The sequence below is a fragment of the Paraburkholderia solisilvae genome (assembly GCF_902859875.1).
In the GTDB taxonomy this organism is placed as follows: Bacteria; Pseudomonadota; Gammaproteobacteria; order Burkholderiales; family Burkholderiaceae; genus Paraburkholderia; species Paraburkholderia solisilvae.
In genome coordinates this window covers 89,231-107,176 of sequence record NZ_CADIKF010000005.1, presented here as the reverse complement: position 1 = coordinate 107,176, position 17,946 = coordinate 89,231, and the positions used below count along the sequence as shown (strand labels likewise).

At 65.0% G+C, this 17,946-nt stretch carries 15 protein-coding genes; 9 read left to right on the top strand and 6 right to left on the bottom strand.

Annotated features, from left to right (window positions below; genetic code table 11):
* The first annotated feature begins 70 nt into the window (after nucleotides 1-70).
* The 7 genes from HV675_RS05265 to HV675_RS05235 all read left to right on the top strand — a co-directional run bounded on the left by HV675_RS05265 (nucleotide 71) and on the right by HV675_RS05235 (nucleotide 7,528).
* On the top strand, nucleotides 71-1,414 hold the full coding sequence (locus tag HV675_RS05265) for a dicarboxylate/amino acid:cation symporter (RefSeq protein ID WP_217478028.1): 1,344 nt from the start codon (nucleotides 71-73) through the stop codon (nucleotides 1,412-1,414).
* A 229-nt stretch (nucleotides 1,415-1,643) separates the two neighbouring features.
* Nucleotides 1,644-2,354, top strand: a complete 711-nt coding sequence (locus HV675_RS05260; protein WP_175109730.1) for an NADPH-dependent FMN reductase — start codon at nucleotides 1,644-1,646, stop codon at nucleotides 2,352-2,354.
* A gap of 259 nt (nucleotides 2,355-2,613) precedes the next feature.
* Nucleotides 2,614-2,829: a transcriptional regulator gene (locus HV675_RS05255; RefSeq protein WP_175109729.1), complete on the top strand. Its 216-nt coding sequence runs from the start codon at nucleotides 2,614-2,616 to the stop codon at nucleotides 2,827-2,829.
* A gap of 211 nt (nucleotides 2,830-3,040) precedes the next feature.
* Nucleotides 3,041-3,943, top strand: a complete 903-nt coding sequence (locus tag HV675_RS05250; RefSeq protein ID WP_175109728.1) for a ferritin-like domain-containing protein — start codon at nucleotides 3,041-3,043, stop codon at nucleotides 3,941-3,943.
* Between the two features lie 90 nt (nucleotides 3,944-4,033).
* Nucleotides 4,034-5,482: an indoleacetamide hydrolase gene (gene iaaH / locus HV675_RS05245; RefSeq protein ID WP_175109727.1), complete on the top strand. Its 1,449-nt coding sequence runs from the start codon at nucleotides 4,034-4,036 to the stop codon at nucleotides 5,480-5,482.
* Nucleotides 5,483-5,501: 19 nt separating this feature from the next.
* On the top strand, nucleotides 5,502-6,248 hold the full coding sequence (locus tag HV675_RS05240; protein WP_175109726.1) for a CDP-diacylglycerol diphosphatase: 747 nt from the start codon (nucleotides 5,502-5,504) through the stop codon (nucleotides 6,246-6,248).
* A 227-nt stretch (nucleotides 6,249-6,475) separates the two neighbouring features.
* Nucleotides 6,476-7,528 carry a fatty acid desaturase gene (locus tag HV675_RS05235; protein ID WP_175109794.1) on the top strand — a complete coding sequence of 351 codons (1,053 nt, stop codon included), beginning with the start codon at nucleotides 6,476-6,478 and terminating at the stop codon, nucleotides 7,526-7,528.
* Here HV675_RS05235 and HV675_RS05230 read toward each other — a convergent pair.
* The 3 genes from HV675_RS05230 to HV675_RS05220 form a co-directional block, all read right to left on the bottom strand.
* Nucleotides 7,507-9,018, bottom strand: coding sequence for an aldehyde dehydrogenase (locus HV675_RS05230; protein WP_175109725.1), 1,512 nt, complete (start codon nucleotides 9,016-9,018; stop codon nucleotides 7,507-7,509). The two genes, HV675_RS05235 and HV675_RS05230, sit on opposite strands and share 22 nt — an antisense overlap.
* A gap of 35 nt (nucleotides 9,019-9,053) precedes the next feature.
* Complete coding sequence (locus tag HV675_RS05225) at nucleotides 9,054-10,457, bottom strand: MFS transporter (RefSeq protein ID WP_175109724.1); 1,404 nt, start codon at nucleotides 10,455-10,457, stop codon at nucleotides 9,054-9,056.
* A 200-nt stretch (nucleotides 10,458-10,657) separates the two neighbouring features.
* The gene (locus tag HV675_RS05220) at nucleotides 10,658-11,389 is read right to left on the bottom strand and encodes an enoyl-CoA hydratase/isomerase family protein (RefSeq protein ID WP_175109723.1); all 732 of its coding nucleotides are present in this window, start codon (nucleotides 11,387-11,389) and stop codon (nucleotides 10,658-10,660) included.
* 182 nt (nucleotides 11,390-11,571) lie between these two features.
* Here HV675_RS05220 and HV675_RS05215 point away from each other — a divergent pair, with 182 nt between their 5' ends.
* Together HV675_RS05215 and HV675_RS05210 are read left to right on the top strand one after the other, a co-directional pair.
* Complete coding sequence (locus tag HV675_RS05215) at nucleotides 11,572-12,327, top strand: GntR family transcriptional regulator (RefSeq protein WP_246270103.1); 756 nt, start codon at nucleotides 11,572-11,574, stop codon at nucleotides 12,325-12,327.
* Between the two features lie 97 nt (nucleotides 12,328-12,424).
* Entirely contained in the window at nucleotides 12,425-13,225 is an 801-nt protein-coding gene (locus tag HV675_RS05210) for a phosphate/phosphite/phosphonate ABC transporter substrate-binding protein (protein ID WP_175109722.1), read from the top strand.
* A gap of 46 nt (nucleotides 13,226-13,271) precedes the next feature.
* On the opposite strand, the gene HV675_RS05205 is transcribed toward HV675_RS05210, so the two are convergent.
* The 3 genes from HV675_RS05205 to HV675_RS05195 form a co-directional block, all read right to left on the bottom strand.
* Complete coding sequence (locus tag HV675_RS05205; RefSeq protein ID WP_175109721.1) at nucleotides 13,272-15,302, bottom strand: acetyl-CoA carboxylase biotin carboxylase subunit; 2,031 nt, start codon at nucleotides 15,300-15,302, stop codon at nucleotides 13,272-13,274.
* A 109-nt stretch (nucleotides 15,303-15,411) separates the two neighbouring features.
* The gene (locus tag HV675_RS05200) at nucleotides 15,412-16,206 is read right to left on the bottom strand and encodes an enoyl-CoA hydratase/isomerase family protein (protein ID WP_175109720.1); all 795 of its coding nucleotides are present in this window, start codon (nucleotides 16,204-16,206) and stop codon (nucleotides 15,412-15,414) included.
* 95 nt (nucleotides 16,207-16,301) lie between these two features.
* Nucleotides 16,302-17,909 (bottom strand): carboxyl transferase domain-containing protein, encoded by a 1,608-nt coding sequence (locus HV675_RS05195; RefSeq protein ID WP_175109719.1) that lies wholly within the window; start codon nucleotides 17,907-17,909, stop codon nucleotides 16,302-16,304.
* Between the last annotated feature and the right edge of the window lie 37 nt (nucleotides 17,910-17,946).

Here is a 17,946-nt window from a genome sequence, read left to right as displayed (position 1 = left end):
GGCAGGCCATCGCGCGCGGCTCGCAACGCATAAGTCCAACTCGATGCGCACGATGCGCGGGAGACAAAGCGTGAAACAGAACAGATTGGGACTCGCGATCGTCGTCGGCATGCTGGCGGGCATCGCGGCCGGGTACGTGTGTCACCAGAGCGCCGACTCGCCGGCCGCGGCGAAAGCGATGGCCAGCAACTTCTCGTTGATTACCGATATCTTTTTGCGGCTAATCAAGATGGTAATCGCACCGCTCGTGTTCAGCGGCCTCGTCGCGGGACTCACCGCGATCGGCGACGCGAAAGTGGTCGGGCGCGCGGGCCTGAAGGCGCTCGGCTGGTTTTTCTGCGCGTCGTTCACGTCGCTGCTGATCGGCATGGTGTTCGCGAATGCATTCGATCTCGGGCACGCGATGAATCTGCACGTGCCCGAGGCCGGCGCGAGCGCGGCTGTCAGCACCGCGGCGTTCAATCTGCATAACTTCATCACGCATATCGTGCCGGCCAGCGTATTCGAAGCGATGGCAAACAACGAGATCTTGCCGATTCTCGTGTTTTCGCTGTTCTTCGGCATCGCGATGGGCTCGATGAAGGACCGGCTGCCGAGCGCGCTGCTCGCATCGATCGAGGGGATCTTCTCGATCATGCTGAAAATTACCGGCTACGTGATGTGGTTCGCGCCGCTCGGCGTATTCGGCGCGGTAGCCGCGGTGATCACCGTGCAGGGCCTCGGCATGCTTGTCACCTATGGCAAGTTTATCGGCGCCGTCTATTTCAGCATGATGGTGTTGTGGTGCGTGCTGCTCGCCGCGGGCTACGGCGTGCTCGGCAAGCCGATCTTCGCGCTGATGAAGCTGATCCGCGAACCGATGATCATCGCGTTCTGCACGTCGAGCAGCGAAGCCGCCTACCCGAAGACCATCGAACAGCTGACGCGCTTCGGCGTGAAAGCGCGCATCAGCAACTTCGTGCTGCCGCTTGCGTACTCGTTCAACCTGGACGGCTCGATGATGTACCAGGCGTTCGCCGCGCTCTTTATCGCGCAGGCCTACGGCATTCATCTTTCGTTCGGGCAACAGTTCTGGATGCTGCTCGTGATGATGTTGACCAGCAAGGGCGTGGCCGGTGTGCCGCGCGCGGCGATCGTCGTGATCGCCGCGACGCTGCCGCTGTTCGGCTTGCCGGTCGAGGGCGTGGTCCTGCTGCTCGCGATCGACCAGTTCATCGACATGGGCCGCACGACCACCAATGTGGTCGGCAACAGCATTGCATCGGCGGTCATCGCGAAATGGGAGAACGGCCTCGAGCCGTGGACCGGGCGCGAACATCCGTTGTCCGATGCAACGCCGGCCATGCACGGCCAGATGGATGACGGGCGCAACGCGGCGCCGGCCGCGCTGTCCGCATCACAGTCTTCGCATTAGCCTGCTGCCGCAGCGGGCGGCGCAAAGCTCACCGGTTTTGAACTTCGCGCCGCCGCGTCATGGCGGCGCGAAGTGGCCTATATCGGCCGCACATCAGGTGGTCTGCCTGCAGACACGCGTGGTTCGGTATATCGTTAGCACGAAAAGTCGGTTCGCGCCGCAAGAACCGAACTCTAAAATAGCGATTCCAGCCGGTTGCCTTGATTCTCGCGTACGCAGTTCGCACTGCATGCGCAACGGCCGTCGCGGCGACCGGCGCCGTACAGGAGCCATTCATTTGAACCGTATCGATCACCCCCGCAAGCCGCTCGTGGTCGGCATCGGCGGCACGACACGCGCCGCATCGTCGACTGAGCGCGCGCTTGCATTGGCGCTGCGCGGCGCGCAGGAGGCCGGCGCGCAGACGCGTCTGTTCGACGGCGCGTTCCTGCACCGGCTGCCGCATTACGCGCCTGAAAGCGTCGAGCGCACCGGCGAACAGCTCGAACTGATCGAAGCGGTACGCTCGGCCGACGCGATCGTGATCGCGACGCCCGGCTATCACGGCGGCGTATCGGGGCTCGTAAAGAATGCACTCGATACTTTCGAAGACCTGCGCGACGATGCGCGCCCGTATCTCGATGGCCGTGCGGTCGGTTGTATCGTGACCGCGTATGGCTGGCAGGCCGCGGGCTCGGTGCTCACGTCGCTGCGCTCGATCGTGCATGCGCTGCGCGGCTGGCCCACGCCGTTCGGCGCAGGCATCAACACGCTCGAAACCCGCTTCGACACCGCCGAGCGCTGCTCGGACCCGAAGGTCGTGGAACAGCTCGCAACGGTCGGGCGGCAGGCCGCGCAATTCGCGCTCGCGTTCGGCGCGCAAACGCGGGCGGGCGACGCCGCCGCGCCCGGCGGCGCCTCGCCGGCAAGCCTCGCCGGCATCTTCGCGCTGGCCGACTAGCCGCGCATCACGCGCGTCATGGTGCGGCGCGGCCTTTCAACCTCGTGCATCGGCCTTGCTCATTGGCCTGACTCGACCACCTCGCCGACCGCTTCGCTCATGCATCCGCCGATTCGCCGGACGCGGCGGCCAGGCGGGCGAGCTATGCGGCCATCCGCACAGAGCGTCTTGCGAAACGGTGTGCCAGCCCACAGACGCGCGACCATTGGCGACCGATAGTCGCGTCACCGGACGAACAAAAACCGGACGCACGAGACACATGAACCGACTGATTCGCTACAAGGGTTACCAGGTCGCCCCGACCGCACAGCGTTTGCCAAACGGACTGTTCGCGGCCAATCTGACCATCGAGAAAAGCGCCGCCGAGCCGGGCCGCGCGTACTCGTTCGACGCACTCGACTATTTCTTCGACGAAGAACACGCGCTCGCCTATGCGTTCCGGTGGGGCCGTCTGTGGGTCGATGACCATCAGTAAGGCGGCAGCGCCCCGCTCGCTTTCCGTCGAACCAACCGCCTGAAAGCAGGCGATCGCACGCCTTCGCGAGCGCCGCGCAGGGCCTCGCCGATCCCTCGCAAAAGCGCGCCAGCCGCGCCCAGCGGGGCTGTGCAAGCGGCCATGCGGCAGGTTATGACAAAATAGGGCGCCAGATCCGCCCTATCTGCGACAAGCCGCGAATAACCCTGCCATGTCCGATACCCTGACAGACACAGACGCTGCCCATGACCACGCGCTGCGACACTGGACCTTCCGCGACCAGACCCGCATGCGGCCAGGCTCCGACGCCCACAAGCAGATGTTCTGCCGCATGCTGCTCGAGACCCATAACCCGTACAAACCCGCTGTCCTGGACTGGCCGCCGCTCGACCCCGACGCGCTGCGACGCCTGACGTCCCTGCCGATCTGGGACATCGCCGTACAAACCGAAGGCCGCGCATCGATCCGCGTCTCCACTTACGCCGCCACGCTCTCCGACCCGCTGTTGCGCGAAGCGATCGAGATGGATGCGGCCGAAGAAGCGCGTCACAAGCATGTGCTCTCGCGTCTGGTTGCCGCGTATGGCATCGAACTGGCGCCGGAACCCGAGTACCCGGCGCCGCGCGATGCCGAATGGGCGTGGATGTTCACCGGCTATAGCGAATGCATCGACAGCTTCTTCGCATTTGGCCTGTTCCGTTCGGCCCAGCAGTCCGGCTACTTCCCCGAAGCGCTCGTCGAGACCTTCGAACCGGTCATTCAGGAAGAGGCGCGCCATATCCTGTTCTTTATCAACTGGGTCGCGTGGTACCGCCGCACTATGCCGTGGTGGCGCAGGCCGTGGCATTCGCTGCGCGTTGCCGCGATCTTTGTCAAACTGGTGTGGGACCGGGTGGGCATCGCGAACGGCATCGATGCGGACGGCGTGATGCACGACTCGAACTTTCTCGCCAGCAACAGCGCGACGATCGGCGACGGACTCGATGCAAGGCAACTGCTCGAGCTGTGCCTCGTCGAAAACGAGCAGCGCATGAGCGGGTACGATGCAAGGCTCATCCGCCCCACGCTGATGCCGCGGCTCGTGCGGCTCGCGCTGCGGTTCATGAAGAAGTAGCAGGCGCACCCCTGGCGGTGCCCGTTGCGCCCGGCTCGACCGTGCGGGCGCGGGCACGGCTGTGTGCGTCCGACCGGGAGAGAACACTGCATGGCATGGAGCGTCGACGAACAACTGGCACTCACGGCAAGCGAAGCGGTCGCCGCGATCCGGACGGGCAAGCTGCGCGCGACCGATTACGTCGCGACGCTGCTTGCGCGCGCGGCGGCGCTCGCGAGCCTCAACGCGCTGACGGTGCTGAATATGGAAGGCGCGCTGGCCGCCGCGCAGCGTATCGACGCGCTATCGCCGGATGAGAAGGCGCGCCTGCCGCTCGCGGGGTTGCCAATCGTCGTGAAGGACAACATCAATACCGCGCAGCTCCAGACCTCCGGCGGCACGCCCGCGCTCGCCGGCTTCACGCCGAAGACCAATGCGCGGTCCGTGCAGCGGCTGCTCGACGCGGGCGCGGTGTTGCTCGGCAAAGCCAATATGCACGAACTCGCGTGCGGGATCACCAGCACCAATCTCGCCGCGCACGCGGGGCCGGTGCGCAACCCATACGACCCCGGCCTGATTCCGGGCGGCTCGTCAGGCGGCAACGCGGTCGCGGTGGCCGCGCGCATCGCCCCGGCGGGCCTCGGCACCGATACGAACGGCTCGAACCGCATTCCGGCCGCGCTGACCGGATGCGTCGGCTTTCGTCCGTCGGTCGGCAATGGCGGTGCGGAGCGCCGCTATCACGATCCGGACGCGGTCCTGCCGTTGAGTCATACGCGCGACACGGTCGGCCCGATCACGCGCACGGTGGCCGACGCCGCGCTGCTCGACGCGGTGATCACCGGCGACGACGCGCTGCCTGCGGTGACGCTCGCCGGCTTGCGCATCGGCCTGCCCGCGCCGCTGTGGGACGATCTCGACCCCGCGGTGGAAGCGGTCGCACGCACCGCGCAGCGCGCGCTCGAAGCAGCCGGCGTGAGCTTCGTCGAGATCGGCATGCCCGAGCTGATGCGGTTGATCGAACAGACCTCGCCGGTCACCGCGCACGAAACGCTCGACGATATGCGCGCATGGCTCGTCGCGAACGATGCGCCGGTGCAGACGCTGCAGGAACTCGCACTGTCGATTGCCAGCCCCGATGTGCGCAAAGTCTTCGCGGCCATTCTCGCCGACCCGTTCGCGCCGCTCTATCAGGCGGCGCTCACCACGTGGCGGCCACGGCTGCAGCAGCTTTACGCATCGACGTTTGCGACCGACCGCGTGGACGCGCTGCTGTTCCCGACCACCTGCCTCGCGGCCGCGCCGCTCGATGAGATTCGCGGCTCGTCGATGGTGTCGGTCAACGGCACGGCGCGCGACACGATGACCGCCTACCTGCGCAACACCGAGCCGGCGGCCAGCGCCGGGCTGCCCGGCCTGTCGCTGCCGGCAGGCCGTACCGCGGATGGCCTGCCGGTCGGTATCGAGCTCGACGGGCCCGTTGGCAGCGACCGGCGTCTGCTTGCGATCGGCAGCGCATGTGAACAGATTCTCGGCGCGCTCGCGCCACCCATTATCTAACTACCGATGAGTCTTCCCGATGCTTCAGTTTTTGCGAAAAACCCTCGTCTTTTCGCTGGCCGTGTTCGCAGGCGGCTGTGCGACGCTGGCGGCCAGCAACCCCGATGCGTTATGGAAAATCGTTCATGAACAATGTGTGCCGGCCGAACAGGCCAACGGCAAACCCGGCGTCTGCACCGACGTCAACCTGACGAAACGCTACGCGATCCTGAAGGATATCGTAGGCGACACGCAATTCCTGCTGATTCCGACCGATCGCGTGACCGGCATCGAAAGCCCGCTGATTCTCGCGCCGGATGCGCCGGATTACTGGGTCGATGCGTGGGATTCGCGGCACTACGTCGACGAGCGGGCGAAGGTCCAGTTGCCGGATAACCAGATCGGGCTCGAGATCAACTCGCAGTTCCGGCGATCGCAGAACCAGTTGCACATTCACATCGATTGCATGCGGGAGGATGTCGTTGCCGCGCTCGCGCCATATCGCGATCAGGTACTCGACAGGTGGCGGCCGGTCACGCTCGACAAGCAGCACTATCGCGTGATGCGGGTGACGAACCTGATGGCGCAGAACAATCCGTTCCGGGTCGTGGCGCGCGATCGCCCGGGTTCGGATCAGATGGCCGAGCAGACCATTTTTGTGACGAGCGCGGGGCCGACCACCAGGGACGGCTGGCTGATCGTCAATAGCGCGCTGAATATCGAGGATGGCAGCGGCACCGCCGAGCCGTTGCTCGATCACGCGTGCAAGATCGCGAAGCACGGTTAAATAACCGGGTGCCGTGTGGGTGCGCGCCGTATGCGGTGCGCGTCCTGTACGTGTACCCGGCACACGCTTCGCATCGCATCGCTTCGCTAAGCGTTTTTTCAGCGAAGCTTTGCGTGACAAATTGGTTTTGTCGCGCGCGGCCAGCCGGTAGCATCGCTTTCAATCGGCGTTCGGGCGCCTCCCACCCGAACGCCTTGAAAATGATCGAACGACGACCGGTGCCGCCGATGGCCTTCTATCTCGACGACGCTCAGCGTCGCATGCTGTTACGCCGCCGCGCCAGTTGGACCTGGCGCAGCGAATGGCCGACATGGCTCGTGATCGTCGCGATTTACAGCGGATGGTTCGGCGCCGCGACGCACGCTCACGCGCTCGGTCTGCCGGCGACGCTCGCGCTGCTCGCGCTGTTCGGCGCATGGTATCTGTCGCTGCAGCACGAATTGCTGCATGGGCATCCGACGCGTTCGCCCTTCGTCAATGCGCTGATCGGTTTTCTGCCGCTCGCGGTGTGGTTTCCGTATCGCGTGTATCGCGACCTGCATTTGCGGCATCACGACAATGCGCATCTGACGCATCCGGAACAGGATCCGGAAAGCTATTTTGTCAGCCATGCCGCATGGCATCGCGCAGGCCCCGTTCTGCGCGCGTTGCTCACGGCGCGCAACACGTTTGTCGGCCGCCTGCTGCTCGGCCCGGCGTTCTCGCTCGCCGCAACGGTCAGCGATGCATGGCGCAAGCTCGCGCGGCACGATTTCAGCGACGTGCCGGCGTGGCTCGCTCATGGCGCGGCGCTGGTCGCGTTGACGCTGTGGCTCGCGCGCCATTGCGGCATTCCACCGTGGCTGTTTATCATCGGCGTGGGCTATCCGGCGCTGGCGCTGAATTCGATTCGCTCGTTTCACGAGCATCGTGTCGCTCACGCGCACGAACACCGCTCGGTGATCAACGAAGCCGCATGGTTCTGGCGTCTACTGTTTCTGAACAACAATTACCACGTGGTGCACCACGATTTGCCCGCATTGCCGTGGTTCGCGCTGCGCGGCGTGTATCGCGAGCGCCGCGCGGACTACCTGCTGCGCAATGGCGGATTTCTCGTCAACGGATACCGCAACTGGTTGACGTCGTATGCGGTGACGCCGGTGGCGCATCCGTTGCACGCCAATATGAACGCCGATATGAAAACCGGCGCCGCTTTGAGCCGGCGCCGGTCATTGCAACGGAAGCTTCCGCTACGGCTGCTTCGCATGCAGCAACGGCTTCAGTTCAGACGCTTCAACTGACCGTCATCCGCATACCAGTCGACTGTCTTGCCGGTCGTATTGATCGTCACCGCGCGCGGTTCGCTGAACTGGTCGAACGACTCGATACCGGTTTCGCGACCGACGCCGCTGTTCTTGAAGCCGCCCCACGGCGATGCCGGGTCCAGCCGGTGATGGTCGTTCACCCACACCATGCCGAACTCGAGCTTGCTCGCCACGCGATGCGCCCGCGCGACATCGTTCGTCCATATCGATGCGGCGAGGCCGAACTGCGAGTCGTTGGCGATGCGGATCGCGTCCGCTTCGTCCTTGAACGGCATCACGACCGTCACCGGGCCGAATACTTCGTCCTGGCCGATCTCGCACTGCGGGTCGACGTCGTACAGCACTGTCGGTTCCAGATAGAAGCCTTGCGACAGATGCGACGGAATCTTGCCGCCGGTCAGCAGTTTCGCGCCGTCCTGCTCCGCGCGCGCGAGCATGCCGAGAATGCGTTGCCGCGAACGGTCCGAGATCACCGGGCCGAGTTGCGTCTTCGGGTCTTCCGGGTTGCCGATGCGAATGCCCGCCGCCTTGGTGCGGAAGCGTTCGAGGAACGCCTTGTAGATCGTTTCGTGAACCAGAATGCGCGAGCCGCATACGCACGTCTGTCCCGCGCCGATGAATGACGCGAACGCGGCGCCGTTGACTGCGCGCTCGAGGTCCATATCGTCGAACATGATCACCGCGCCCTTGCCGCCGAGCTCGAGCGTCGTCAACGCGAACGTGCGCGCCGCCGCTTCGCCGATCGAGCGGCCCACTTCAGTGCCGCCGGTGAACACCACCTTGCGAATCAGTTCGTGCTTCGCGAGCGCCGCGCCGCATACCCGGCCTTCGCCGTTCACGACATTGACCACGCCCTTCGGCACGCCCGCTTCTTCGAGCAGACGTACGAGACGCACCGTCGTGAGCGGCGTCTGCTCGGACGCCTTGATCACGACGCTGTTGCCGGTTGCGAGCGCCGGCGCGAGGCTCTTCGACAGGATCATCAGCGGATGGTTGAACGACGTCATCAACGCGACGACGCCGAGCGGCACGCGCTGCGTGTAGCACAGGTACGGACCCTCGATCGGAATCACGTCGCTGCGACGCGTCAGCGCAAGCGCGGCGAAGTAGCGGTAGAACTGCGGCAAACGTGAAATCTGCGCGCGCGTCTCGGAGATCGGCCGTCCGTTGTTCAGCGTTTCGAGCTTGTAGAAGTTCTCGAGATCCGCTTCGAACAGATCGGCGAAGCGATTCAGCAGGCGCGCGCGCTGCTGGATCGGCATATCGCGCCATTCGCCGCGCTCGAACGCCGCGTGGCCGGCGCGCACCGCGCGATCGACGTCCGCTTCCGAAGCGGCCGCGAGACTGCCGATCACCGCGCCGGTTGCCGGATTCACGACGTCCATCGTGCGTCCGCTTTCAGCGCCGGTCCATTCGCCGTCGATCAATAACTGGGCTTCGAGGTGCTGCTTGTTGACTGCATCCATTGCGATTTCCTTTCCGGTTTCCTTGCGGTTTCCCATCAGCGTGACTTGAGCGGCGACACCCGGGCGGCGGCGTTCACGCCATCGTGTGCGGGCGCGTCGCCGGGTTGGAGGTCTTCGAGACGCTGGCCGGTCGGTTCGACGCCCAGCCATGCGACTACGACAATCTGAATGGCGAGCAGGCCGATCATCAGCGCGAGCACACCGACGACGCCATGCTGGGCAAACAGCGCAACGACGATAAACGGCGTCACGATGGTTGCCCCACGCCCCAGCGTATTACAGATGCCGGATGCGCGCAGGCGCACTTCCGTCGGAAACAGTTCGGGCACATAGACCGCGAACAGCAACGCGACCAGCACGTAAATCGGCACGGTCAGCAGGAAGCCGACCACCGGCAGCAGCAGCGGATTGCTGACGAACGGATACATCGCGCCGAACACGATCGCGAGCAGCGACGCGCCGATGATGGTCTTCTTGCGCCCCCATGAATCAGCGGTGAATGCGCCGATTGCCGAGCCGACCGGCGCGCCGATCGACATCACGAGCGCATAGCCGAACGACTTCGCGATACTGAAACCCTGGTGTACGAAGAACGTCGGCAGCCACGTGACGAAGCCGTATAGCAGCGTGTTGATTACGATCAGACACACACAGCCGACAATCATTCGCTGCAACATCGTGCCGACGAATAGCGAACCGACGCCAAGCGACTGCGGGCGCGCCGGCCTCGCGGTTGCGAGCGCCGGTTGCGGCAACGGTTTGCCCTGTTCGTTTGCGACTTCCCGCTCGATGCGCTGCAGGATCGCTTCCGCTTCCTTCTCGCGGCCCGCGGCCTCGAGCCAGCGCGGCGACTCCGGCAGCGACTTGCGCGCGTACCAGACGCCGAGCGCGCCGATGCCGCCCAGCACGAACATCGCGCGCCAGCCGAACGCGGGTATCACGAGCAGCCCGATCAGCCCCGCGACCGGCAGGCCGGTCACGACGAACACCGCCATCAGGCCCTGCAGCCGGCCGCGCTTGCGCGGCGGCACGAACTCCGCGAGCGTCGAATAACCGACCACGTTCTCCGCGCCGAGTCCGACCCCCATCAGGAAGCGGCACGCGATCAGTACGTTCATGGTCGGCGAAATCGCGGCGCCGAGCGACGCGATGCCGAAGATCGCGAGATTCACCTGATAGGTGAAACGGCGGCCGAAGCGGTCGCCGAGAAAGCCGGTGACGAGCGAGCCGAGCATCATGCCGACGAACGTCAGCGACACGAACAGCGCGGTCTGCGGGAGCGTCGAGAAACCTGACTTCAGCGTCGCGCCGAGCACCGTCGACGCGACATAGATGTCGAAGCCGTCGAAAAACATGCCGATGCCGATCAGCCACATGATCCGGCGATGAAATGCAGACATCGGCAGCCGGTCGAGTCTTGCACCTGCGTTCACGTTCATGTCTTACGTCTCCAGCCCGTTTCCGGTCAGTTCTTGTTTTGCGCGGCGCGGGCGAGTGGCCGCGGTTGCGTCGGTTGCGTCGTTTGATACGTCGTTCGTTGCGTCGTCGGATCGTTCGGTCGCTGCGTCGTTCGTTGCGGCCTGGGTCCGCGGCTCAGTTCTGCGGCTCAGTTCTGCGGCTTTGCTTCAGCGGCTTTGTATCAGCGGTTCTGCATCAGCCGCAGGCTCGTCACCGTCAGCGTTTCAGTCGCAAAGCGGAAGTTCTGTTCCAGCGCATTCTCTTCAGTTGCCTGGAAGAACGCCTTGCATTGCCGCGCCCCGGCTTCGTCGAGCGCGAGGATGCGTTCGATCAGCGCAGCGGTGGCGCCGCCCAGTTCGCCGGGCGCGGCCACCTGTGTGATCAGGCCCGCGTCGAGCGCGGCAGCGGGCGCGATCGGGTCGCCGAACAGCACCAGCGGAAACACGCGCTTGGGCAACGCATAGCGGCCGAGGTACGCCATGATCGCCGCGGGCGGCAAGCCCGCTTTCATTTCGGGGAAGGCGAGGCGCGCATCGCTCGACACGATCGCGAAGTCGCACAGGATGGCGAGACCGAAGCCGAAGCCCAACGCATCGCCTTGCACTTCGGCGACACTGATCAGCGAGGTGCCGCGCAACAGCCGTTTCAATTCGATCAGCCGCTCGACCTCCGCATGTATCGACACGGCGTCGCGGCCCGCGCGCTCGCGGCCCGTGCAGAACGCGTTGCCGGTGGCGCGCAGGCGCAGCACGCGCGCGCTCGGCTCAATCGCTTCGCTGCGTAATGCGGCAATCATCGCGTCGAACATCGGCCCGGTGATTTCGTTGCCGGCATCCGGATTGTTGAGCGTGAACGTGAGCACCGCACCGGCCTTTTCGATCGATACCGGCTGAGGCAAAGAGACGTGATCCACGGGTTCTCCGATGTTGTATAATCTGTATACAGCGTATTCAATCACTGCCGCAGTGTCAACCGCATCGCGTCGACCGGCATGCCGGATGCGACGTTTTTACGGCAGGTTGACTGATGGCGGGGAACGGATGGCAAGCGCGCCGCCACGCGTCGCCACCGTAACCGGGAGAAGGGAGCTCCGATTTGCGAACCGCAAAAAAGGCTGAAAAAAGCCAGCGTCAGGACATACCGCTGGCGCCGCCGCTCGATACGATCGGCCGCAAGTACCACGCGCGCATGCGCACCATTCACGCGGCCAGCGATTCATTGAGCGAAGGCGTGGTCGTGCCCGCGCTGCGCGAAGCGATCGTCGAAGGCGTGCTCGCGCCCGGCAGCCGGCTGTCCGAGGTGCAGGTCGCGAGGCAGCTGAATGTGAGCCGCACACCGATGCGCGAAGCGTTCGCGCAGCTCGAACGCGAAGGGCTCGTCACGGTGTTGCCGCGAATCGGCGCATTCGTGCGCTCGGTCAGCGTGCGTGACGTCGAAGAAATCTATACGGTGCGCGCGGCGCTCGAATGCCTCGCGGTGCAGCTCGCCGCGGACCGCATCGCCGCGCTCGGGCGCGCGCAACTGGATGACGTGGTCAGCGTGATGGAGGTGGCCGTCGCCGCCAACGATCCCGCAAGCTATGTCGACGCGCTCGACCGCTTCTATACGGTCGTGATGACGATCGCCGACAACCGCACGCTGCAGGAGAGCCACGCCGCGCTGATCGGCCCGGTGCGGCGCGTGCGGCGCATCGCGATGGCGCGCGGCGGACGGATGCGCGCGTCTTTCGAACAGTCAGTGCGGATTCGCGATGCGATCGTGAACCATGATCCGCGCGTGCAGGATTTGATGCGTGAGCAACTGCAGGGCGCGTGCAAGGCGGCGCTGGATGTGCTGAATCACGTCGAGTGACGCGTCGGTGTCGCGCTAGCTCCGGGTTGAGTGCCGGTTGTGCGCAGGTTAGGCGCAGGTTGAGCGTCAGGTCGGCCGATGTGCCAGAATCGGCCGCATGAATGCTACTCAATGGGTTGCCGCGCTGCCGATGTACAACGTCACGCCATCGCTCGAAGCGTGCTGGCGTGATTGGCTTGCGGATGTACTTGTGGCGGCCGGAACGGCGGCACAGGTCGTCAATGTGCGCGATGAGCTCACCGCGCTGTGGCGCCGCGACGATCTGCTGCTGTCGCAAACCTGCGGCTATCCGCTCACGCATGGCTTGAGCGATGCGGTGCAGCTGGTCGCGACGCCGTGCTTCGATGCGCCAGGCTGCGATGGTCCGAACTATGCGAGCGCGATCGTCACGCATGCGGACGCACCCTTTTCAACCTTGGAAAGCTGCCGCGGCACGCGTGCCGCATTCAATCAGCTCGACTCGCACAGCGGCTTCAATGCGTTGCGGCATGCGGTCGCCCCGCTTGCTCACGGCGGCCGGTTCTTCGGTTCGGCCGTGCAAACAGGTTCGCATCTTGCGTCATTGCAGGCGCTCGCCGAACGCCGCGCGGACGTCGCTGCCATCGACTGCGTCACCTTCGCGTTGGTGCGAGACGAACGGCCGGCACTCGCGCAGGCAGTGAAAACAATCGGCTGGACCAGCATGTCGCCCGGCTTGCCGTTGATCGCTTCGAAGCGCGTGCCGGCCGATCGGATCGAGGCGTTGCGACGCGCGCTGCGCGAAGCGATCGCTGCGCAGCCGGAGCGTGCCCGGCGCTTACGATTGAAGGGTGTCGACGTGTTGTCGATGGACGACTATTCGCGCATCACGCTACTGGAAAACGAGGCGGTCGAACTCGGCTATCCGCAGCTTGCGTGATCGCGACAGCGCCGGCTCGCGCGTTGCGCGCGCCGGCCGCGTTTCATCATTCGCTTTCCAGCACCAGCAATTGCGCGCCGTCCGCCACCTGGTCGCCGACCTCATACAGCACCTCCGCGACTGTGCCCGCAGCCGGCGCGCCGATCGTATGCTCCATCTTCATCGCTTCCATCACGATCAGCGGCGTGCCCTTTTCGACCTTCGTGCCCGACGCCACCAGCACCGCGATCACCTTGCCCGGCATCGGCGCGGTCAGCCGGCCTTCGCCGTGCTCGGCATCCGCCGCGTGCGCCAGCAGGTTCTGCCATTCGAACGCGAACGCTTCGCCACGGCAAAAAACGTGAAACGTGTCGCCGTCGATAAACACGCGGCCTGTTACGCGGGTATGGCCAAGCGTGGCGCCGTATTCGTGCGGCGCGCCGCTGGCCCACCATGCGAAAGGCGCGCGGCGGTCCGCATACTCCAGTTCCTGTACGTCCCGGTCGCGAACAAAAGTGACAGCAAGCTGCACATCGCTTTCGACGTCATTCCAGTTGAACGTGCGTCGATAGTCGCCATTCAGGCGCCAGTGCGCGAGCGCGTCCCATGGCGACGAAGCGCGCGCCGCCGCACTGCCCTCACCGTTGCCCTCGCGCTCCAGTAACGCCGCGCAGGCGAGCGCGAGCGCAGCATCGAGCGGCTTGTGCGACGGCGCGAACAGCGCGTCGCGATGCCGCTCGATCAACCCGGTGTCCAGATCGCCGCTTGCGAACGCTTCGCTCGCGACGATGCGCCGCAGAAATTCCACATTCGTATGCGGCCCGACCACTTCGCATGCCTGCAGTGCGCGGCTCATCCGCTGCAACGCGTCCGTGCGAGAGGCGCCGTATGCGATCAGCTTCGCGATCATCGGATCGTAGAACGGCGTGATCGTGTCGCCCTCGCGCACGCCGCTGTCGATACGCACCGGCGCGCGCGGGCCGCCGGCGTGTGCACTCGTCACGAACTCGACGCCGTCGGGCATCCGCACATGCTTGAGCGTGCCTGTCGACGGCAGAAAGCCGCGCGCCGGATGCTCCGCATAGAGACGCGCTTCGATTGCGTGCCCGGTCAACTGCAATTGCTGCTGCGTGCACGGCAGCGGTTCGCCGGCCGCCACGCGCAACTGCCATTCGACGAGATCGTGTCCGGTCACCATTTCGGTAACCGGATGCTCGACCTGCAGCCGCGTGTTCATCTCCATGAAATAGAAGTCGTCGCCGGTCATGATGAATTCGACTGTGCCGGCGCCGACATAATCGACCGCGCGCGCCGCTGCGACCGCCGCTTCGCCCATCGCGCGGCGCAATGCGTCGGACAGCCCGGGCGCGGGCGCTTCTTCGAGCACTTTCTGATGGCGCCGCTGCACCGAGCAATCGCGGTCGAACAGATATACCGCTGTGCCGTGCGTATCGGCGAACACCTGCACTTCGACGTGGCGAGGCCGCGTCAGATACTTTTCGATCAGCACGCGATCGTTGCCGAAGCTGCTCGCCGCTTCGCGCTTGCACGACGCGAGCGCCGCCGCGAAGTCTTCGCCGCGCTCGACCACGCGCATACCCTTGCCGCCGCCGCCCGCGCTCGCCTTCAACAACACCGGATAACCGATCGCATCCGCTTCGCGACGCAGCAGGTCGGGGCTTTGATCGTCGCCGTGATAACCGGGCACGAGCGGCACCGCTGCCGCGTGCATCAGCGCCTTTGCGGCTGCTTTCGAGCCCATCGCGGCAATCGCCTCGACCGGCGGCCCGATGAAAACAAGGCCGGCCGCCTTGCAAGCCTCCGCGAAATCTTCGTTCTCGGATAGAAAGCCGTAGCCCGGATGCACCGCCTGCGCGCCGCTCGCACGCGCCGCCTCGATGATCCGTTCGATGCGCAAGTAGCTTTCCGCCGCCGCCGGGCCGCCGATATGCACGGCCTCGTCGCAAGCCGCCACATGCTTCGCCTTGGCGTCCGCATCGGAATAGACCGCCACGCTCGCGATGCCAAGCCGCTTGCATGTGGCCGCAACGCGGCACGCAATTTCGCCACGGTTCGCGATCAGGATCTTGTTGAACATATGTTTGCCTTGGCGCCGTGGTCGGATGGGTTCGCTTGGTTCGCGTGCGTTGCGGGTTTGCTTGCGTTGCGGATGCGTTTGCGCGGGTTCGTTCGTCAGTCAGCGCATGTCAGTTGCGCCACGATGGCGCGCGCTTCTCGAGGAACGACGCAATGCCTTCGCGGCCTTCGACGCTGGCGCGCACCCGCGCGATGCGCGCGGCCGTCTCTTCGAGCAATGCCCGGTCGAGGTCGCGGCCCGCGATGTCGTGCACCAACTGCTTCGATGCGCTCACCGCCAGCGGCCCGTTCGAGCACAGAATCGCGGCGAGTTGCTGCACGGCGTCGTCAAGCCGGTCCTCGCTCACGGCTTCGCTGACAAAGCCCAGACGCAGCGCGGTCGTGCAATCGAACTGCTCCGCGGTCGTGAAGTAGCGGCGCGACGCGCGTTCGCCGAGCGCGCGAATCACATACGGCGCAATCGTTGCGGGAATCAGGCCGAGGCGCGCTTCGGACAGACAGAAGTGCGCGGTGTCCACCGCGATCACGATGTCGCACGCCGCGATCAGGCCCATGCCACCCGCGTACGCGTCGCCGTTCACGCGCGCAATCACCGGCTTGCCGCAGTGGTAAATCGACCACAGCATATCGGCAAGACGCAACGCGTCGGCACGGTTCTCGTCCTCCGAGTAGCCGGCCATCTTTTTCATCCAGTTCAGGTCCGCACCCGCGCAAAACGCCTTGCCGTTCGCACCCAGCACCACCGAGCGCACGTCGTCGCGCGCACTCAGGTCGCGAAACACCGCCGTAAGCTCGGCGATCATCGTTTCGTTGAACGCATTGCGCACCTCCGGACGATTCAGCGTGACCGTCGCGACCCGGTGCGCGAATTCGACGATCAGCGTCTCGTGCTTCCGTTCATTCATGATTCGACACTCCTTGCGCGGGCCTTATCACTTCCTGCACGTCGCATTCCGGGTATTGCGTTTTGCGCATTGCATTCAGCTCAGCATCCTGCGCATCACATTCTGAATACGCCGAAACGCGTGTCTTCGATCGGTGCATTCATCGCGGCCGACAAACCGAGGCCGAGCACGTCGCGCGTTTGCGCCGGATCGATCACGCCGTCGTCCCATAGCCGCGCACTGGCATAGTATGGGTTCCCCTCACGCTCGTATTGCTCGCGGATCGGTTGCTTGAACGCCTCTTCTTCGTCGGCGCTCCACGCGCCGCCCTTCGCTTCGATGCCGTCGCGCTTTATCGTTGCGAGCACCGACGCCGCCTGCTCACCGCCCATCACCGAAATCCGCGCGTTCGGCCACATCCATAGAAAGCGCGGCGAATACGCGCGGCCGCACATTCCATAGTTCCCCGCGCCGAACGAGCCGCCGATGATCACGGTGAATTTCGGCACCTTCGCGGTGGCGACCGCAGTCACCATCTTCGCGCCGTTGCGCGCAATGCCTTCGTTCTCGTATTTACGCCCGACCATAAAGCCCGTGATGTTCTGCAGAAACACGAGCGGAATCTTGCGCTGGCAGCACAGTTCGATGAAATGCGCGCCCTTCAATGCCGACTCGGAAAACAGAATGCCGTTGTTCGCCACGATGCCGACCGGATGACCCCAGATATGCGCAAACCCCGTGACGAGGGTCGTGCCGTAGCGGGCCTTGAACTCGTCGAATGCGGAATCGTCGACGATACGCGCGATCACTTCGCGGATATCGAACGGCTTGCGCGTATCGACTGGAATCACGCCGTATATGCTGGCCGCTTCGTAGCGCGGCGGCTTCGGCGCCTGCAGCGCAAGTGGCGCGTCCTTGCGCCGGTTCAGATTCGCGACGATGCTGCGCGCAATCGCCAGCGCATGCGCGTCGTTTTGCGCAAGGTGGTCGGCGACGCCCGATAGCCGCGTATGCACGTCGCCGCCGCCGAGATCTTCCGCGCTCACCTCCTCGCCGGTCGCCGCCTTCACGAGCGGCGGGCCGCCGAGAAAAATCGTGCCCTGGTTCTTTACGATGATCGACTCGTCGCTCATCGCCGGCACATACGCGCCGCCCGCCGTGCACGACCCCATCACGACTGCGATCTGCGGAATGCCCGCCGCGGACAGGTTCGCCTGGTTATAGAAAATCCGGCCGAAGTGATCGCGATCGGGAAACACCTCGTCCTGATTCGGCAGATTCGCGCCGCCGGAATCGACGAGATACACGCACGGCAAATGGTTCTCAGCCGCGATCTCCTGCGCGCGCACATGCTTCTTGACCGTCATCGGATAGTAGGTGCCGCCCTTCACGGTCGCATCGTTGCAAACGATCACGCATTCCTGCCCGGCGACCCGTCCGATGCCGGTGATCACGCCGGCTCCGGGTGCGTCGTCGTTATACATGCCGAACGCGGCGAGCTGCGACAGCTCGAGAAATGGCGTACCCGGGTCGAGCAACTGCGCGACGCGCTCGCGGGGCAGCAGCTTGCCGCGCGACACATGTTTGTCGCGCGCGGCTTCGCCGCCGCCGAGCGCGAGCTTGCCGATGCGCTCGCGCAGCTGCGCGACGAGCGCTTCGAGCGCAGCCGCATTCGCGCGGAAATCGTCGGAGCGCGGATTCAACTTCGTTTCGATGACCGGCATTGCGTGCCTCTCCTCGTGCTCTTGTGCGCAGCGGACC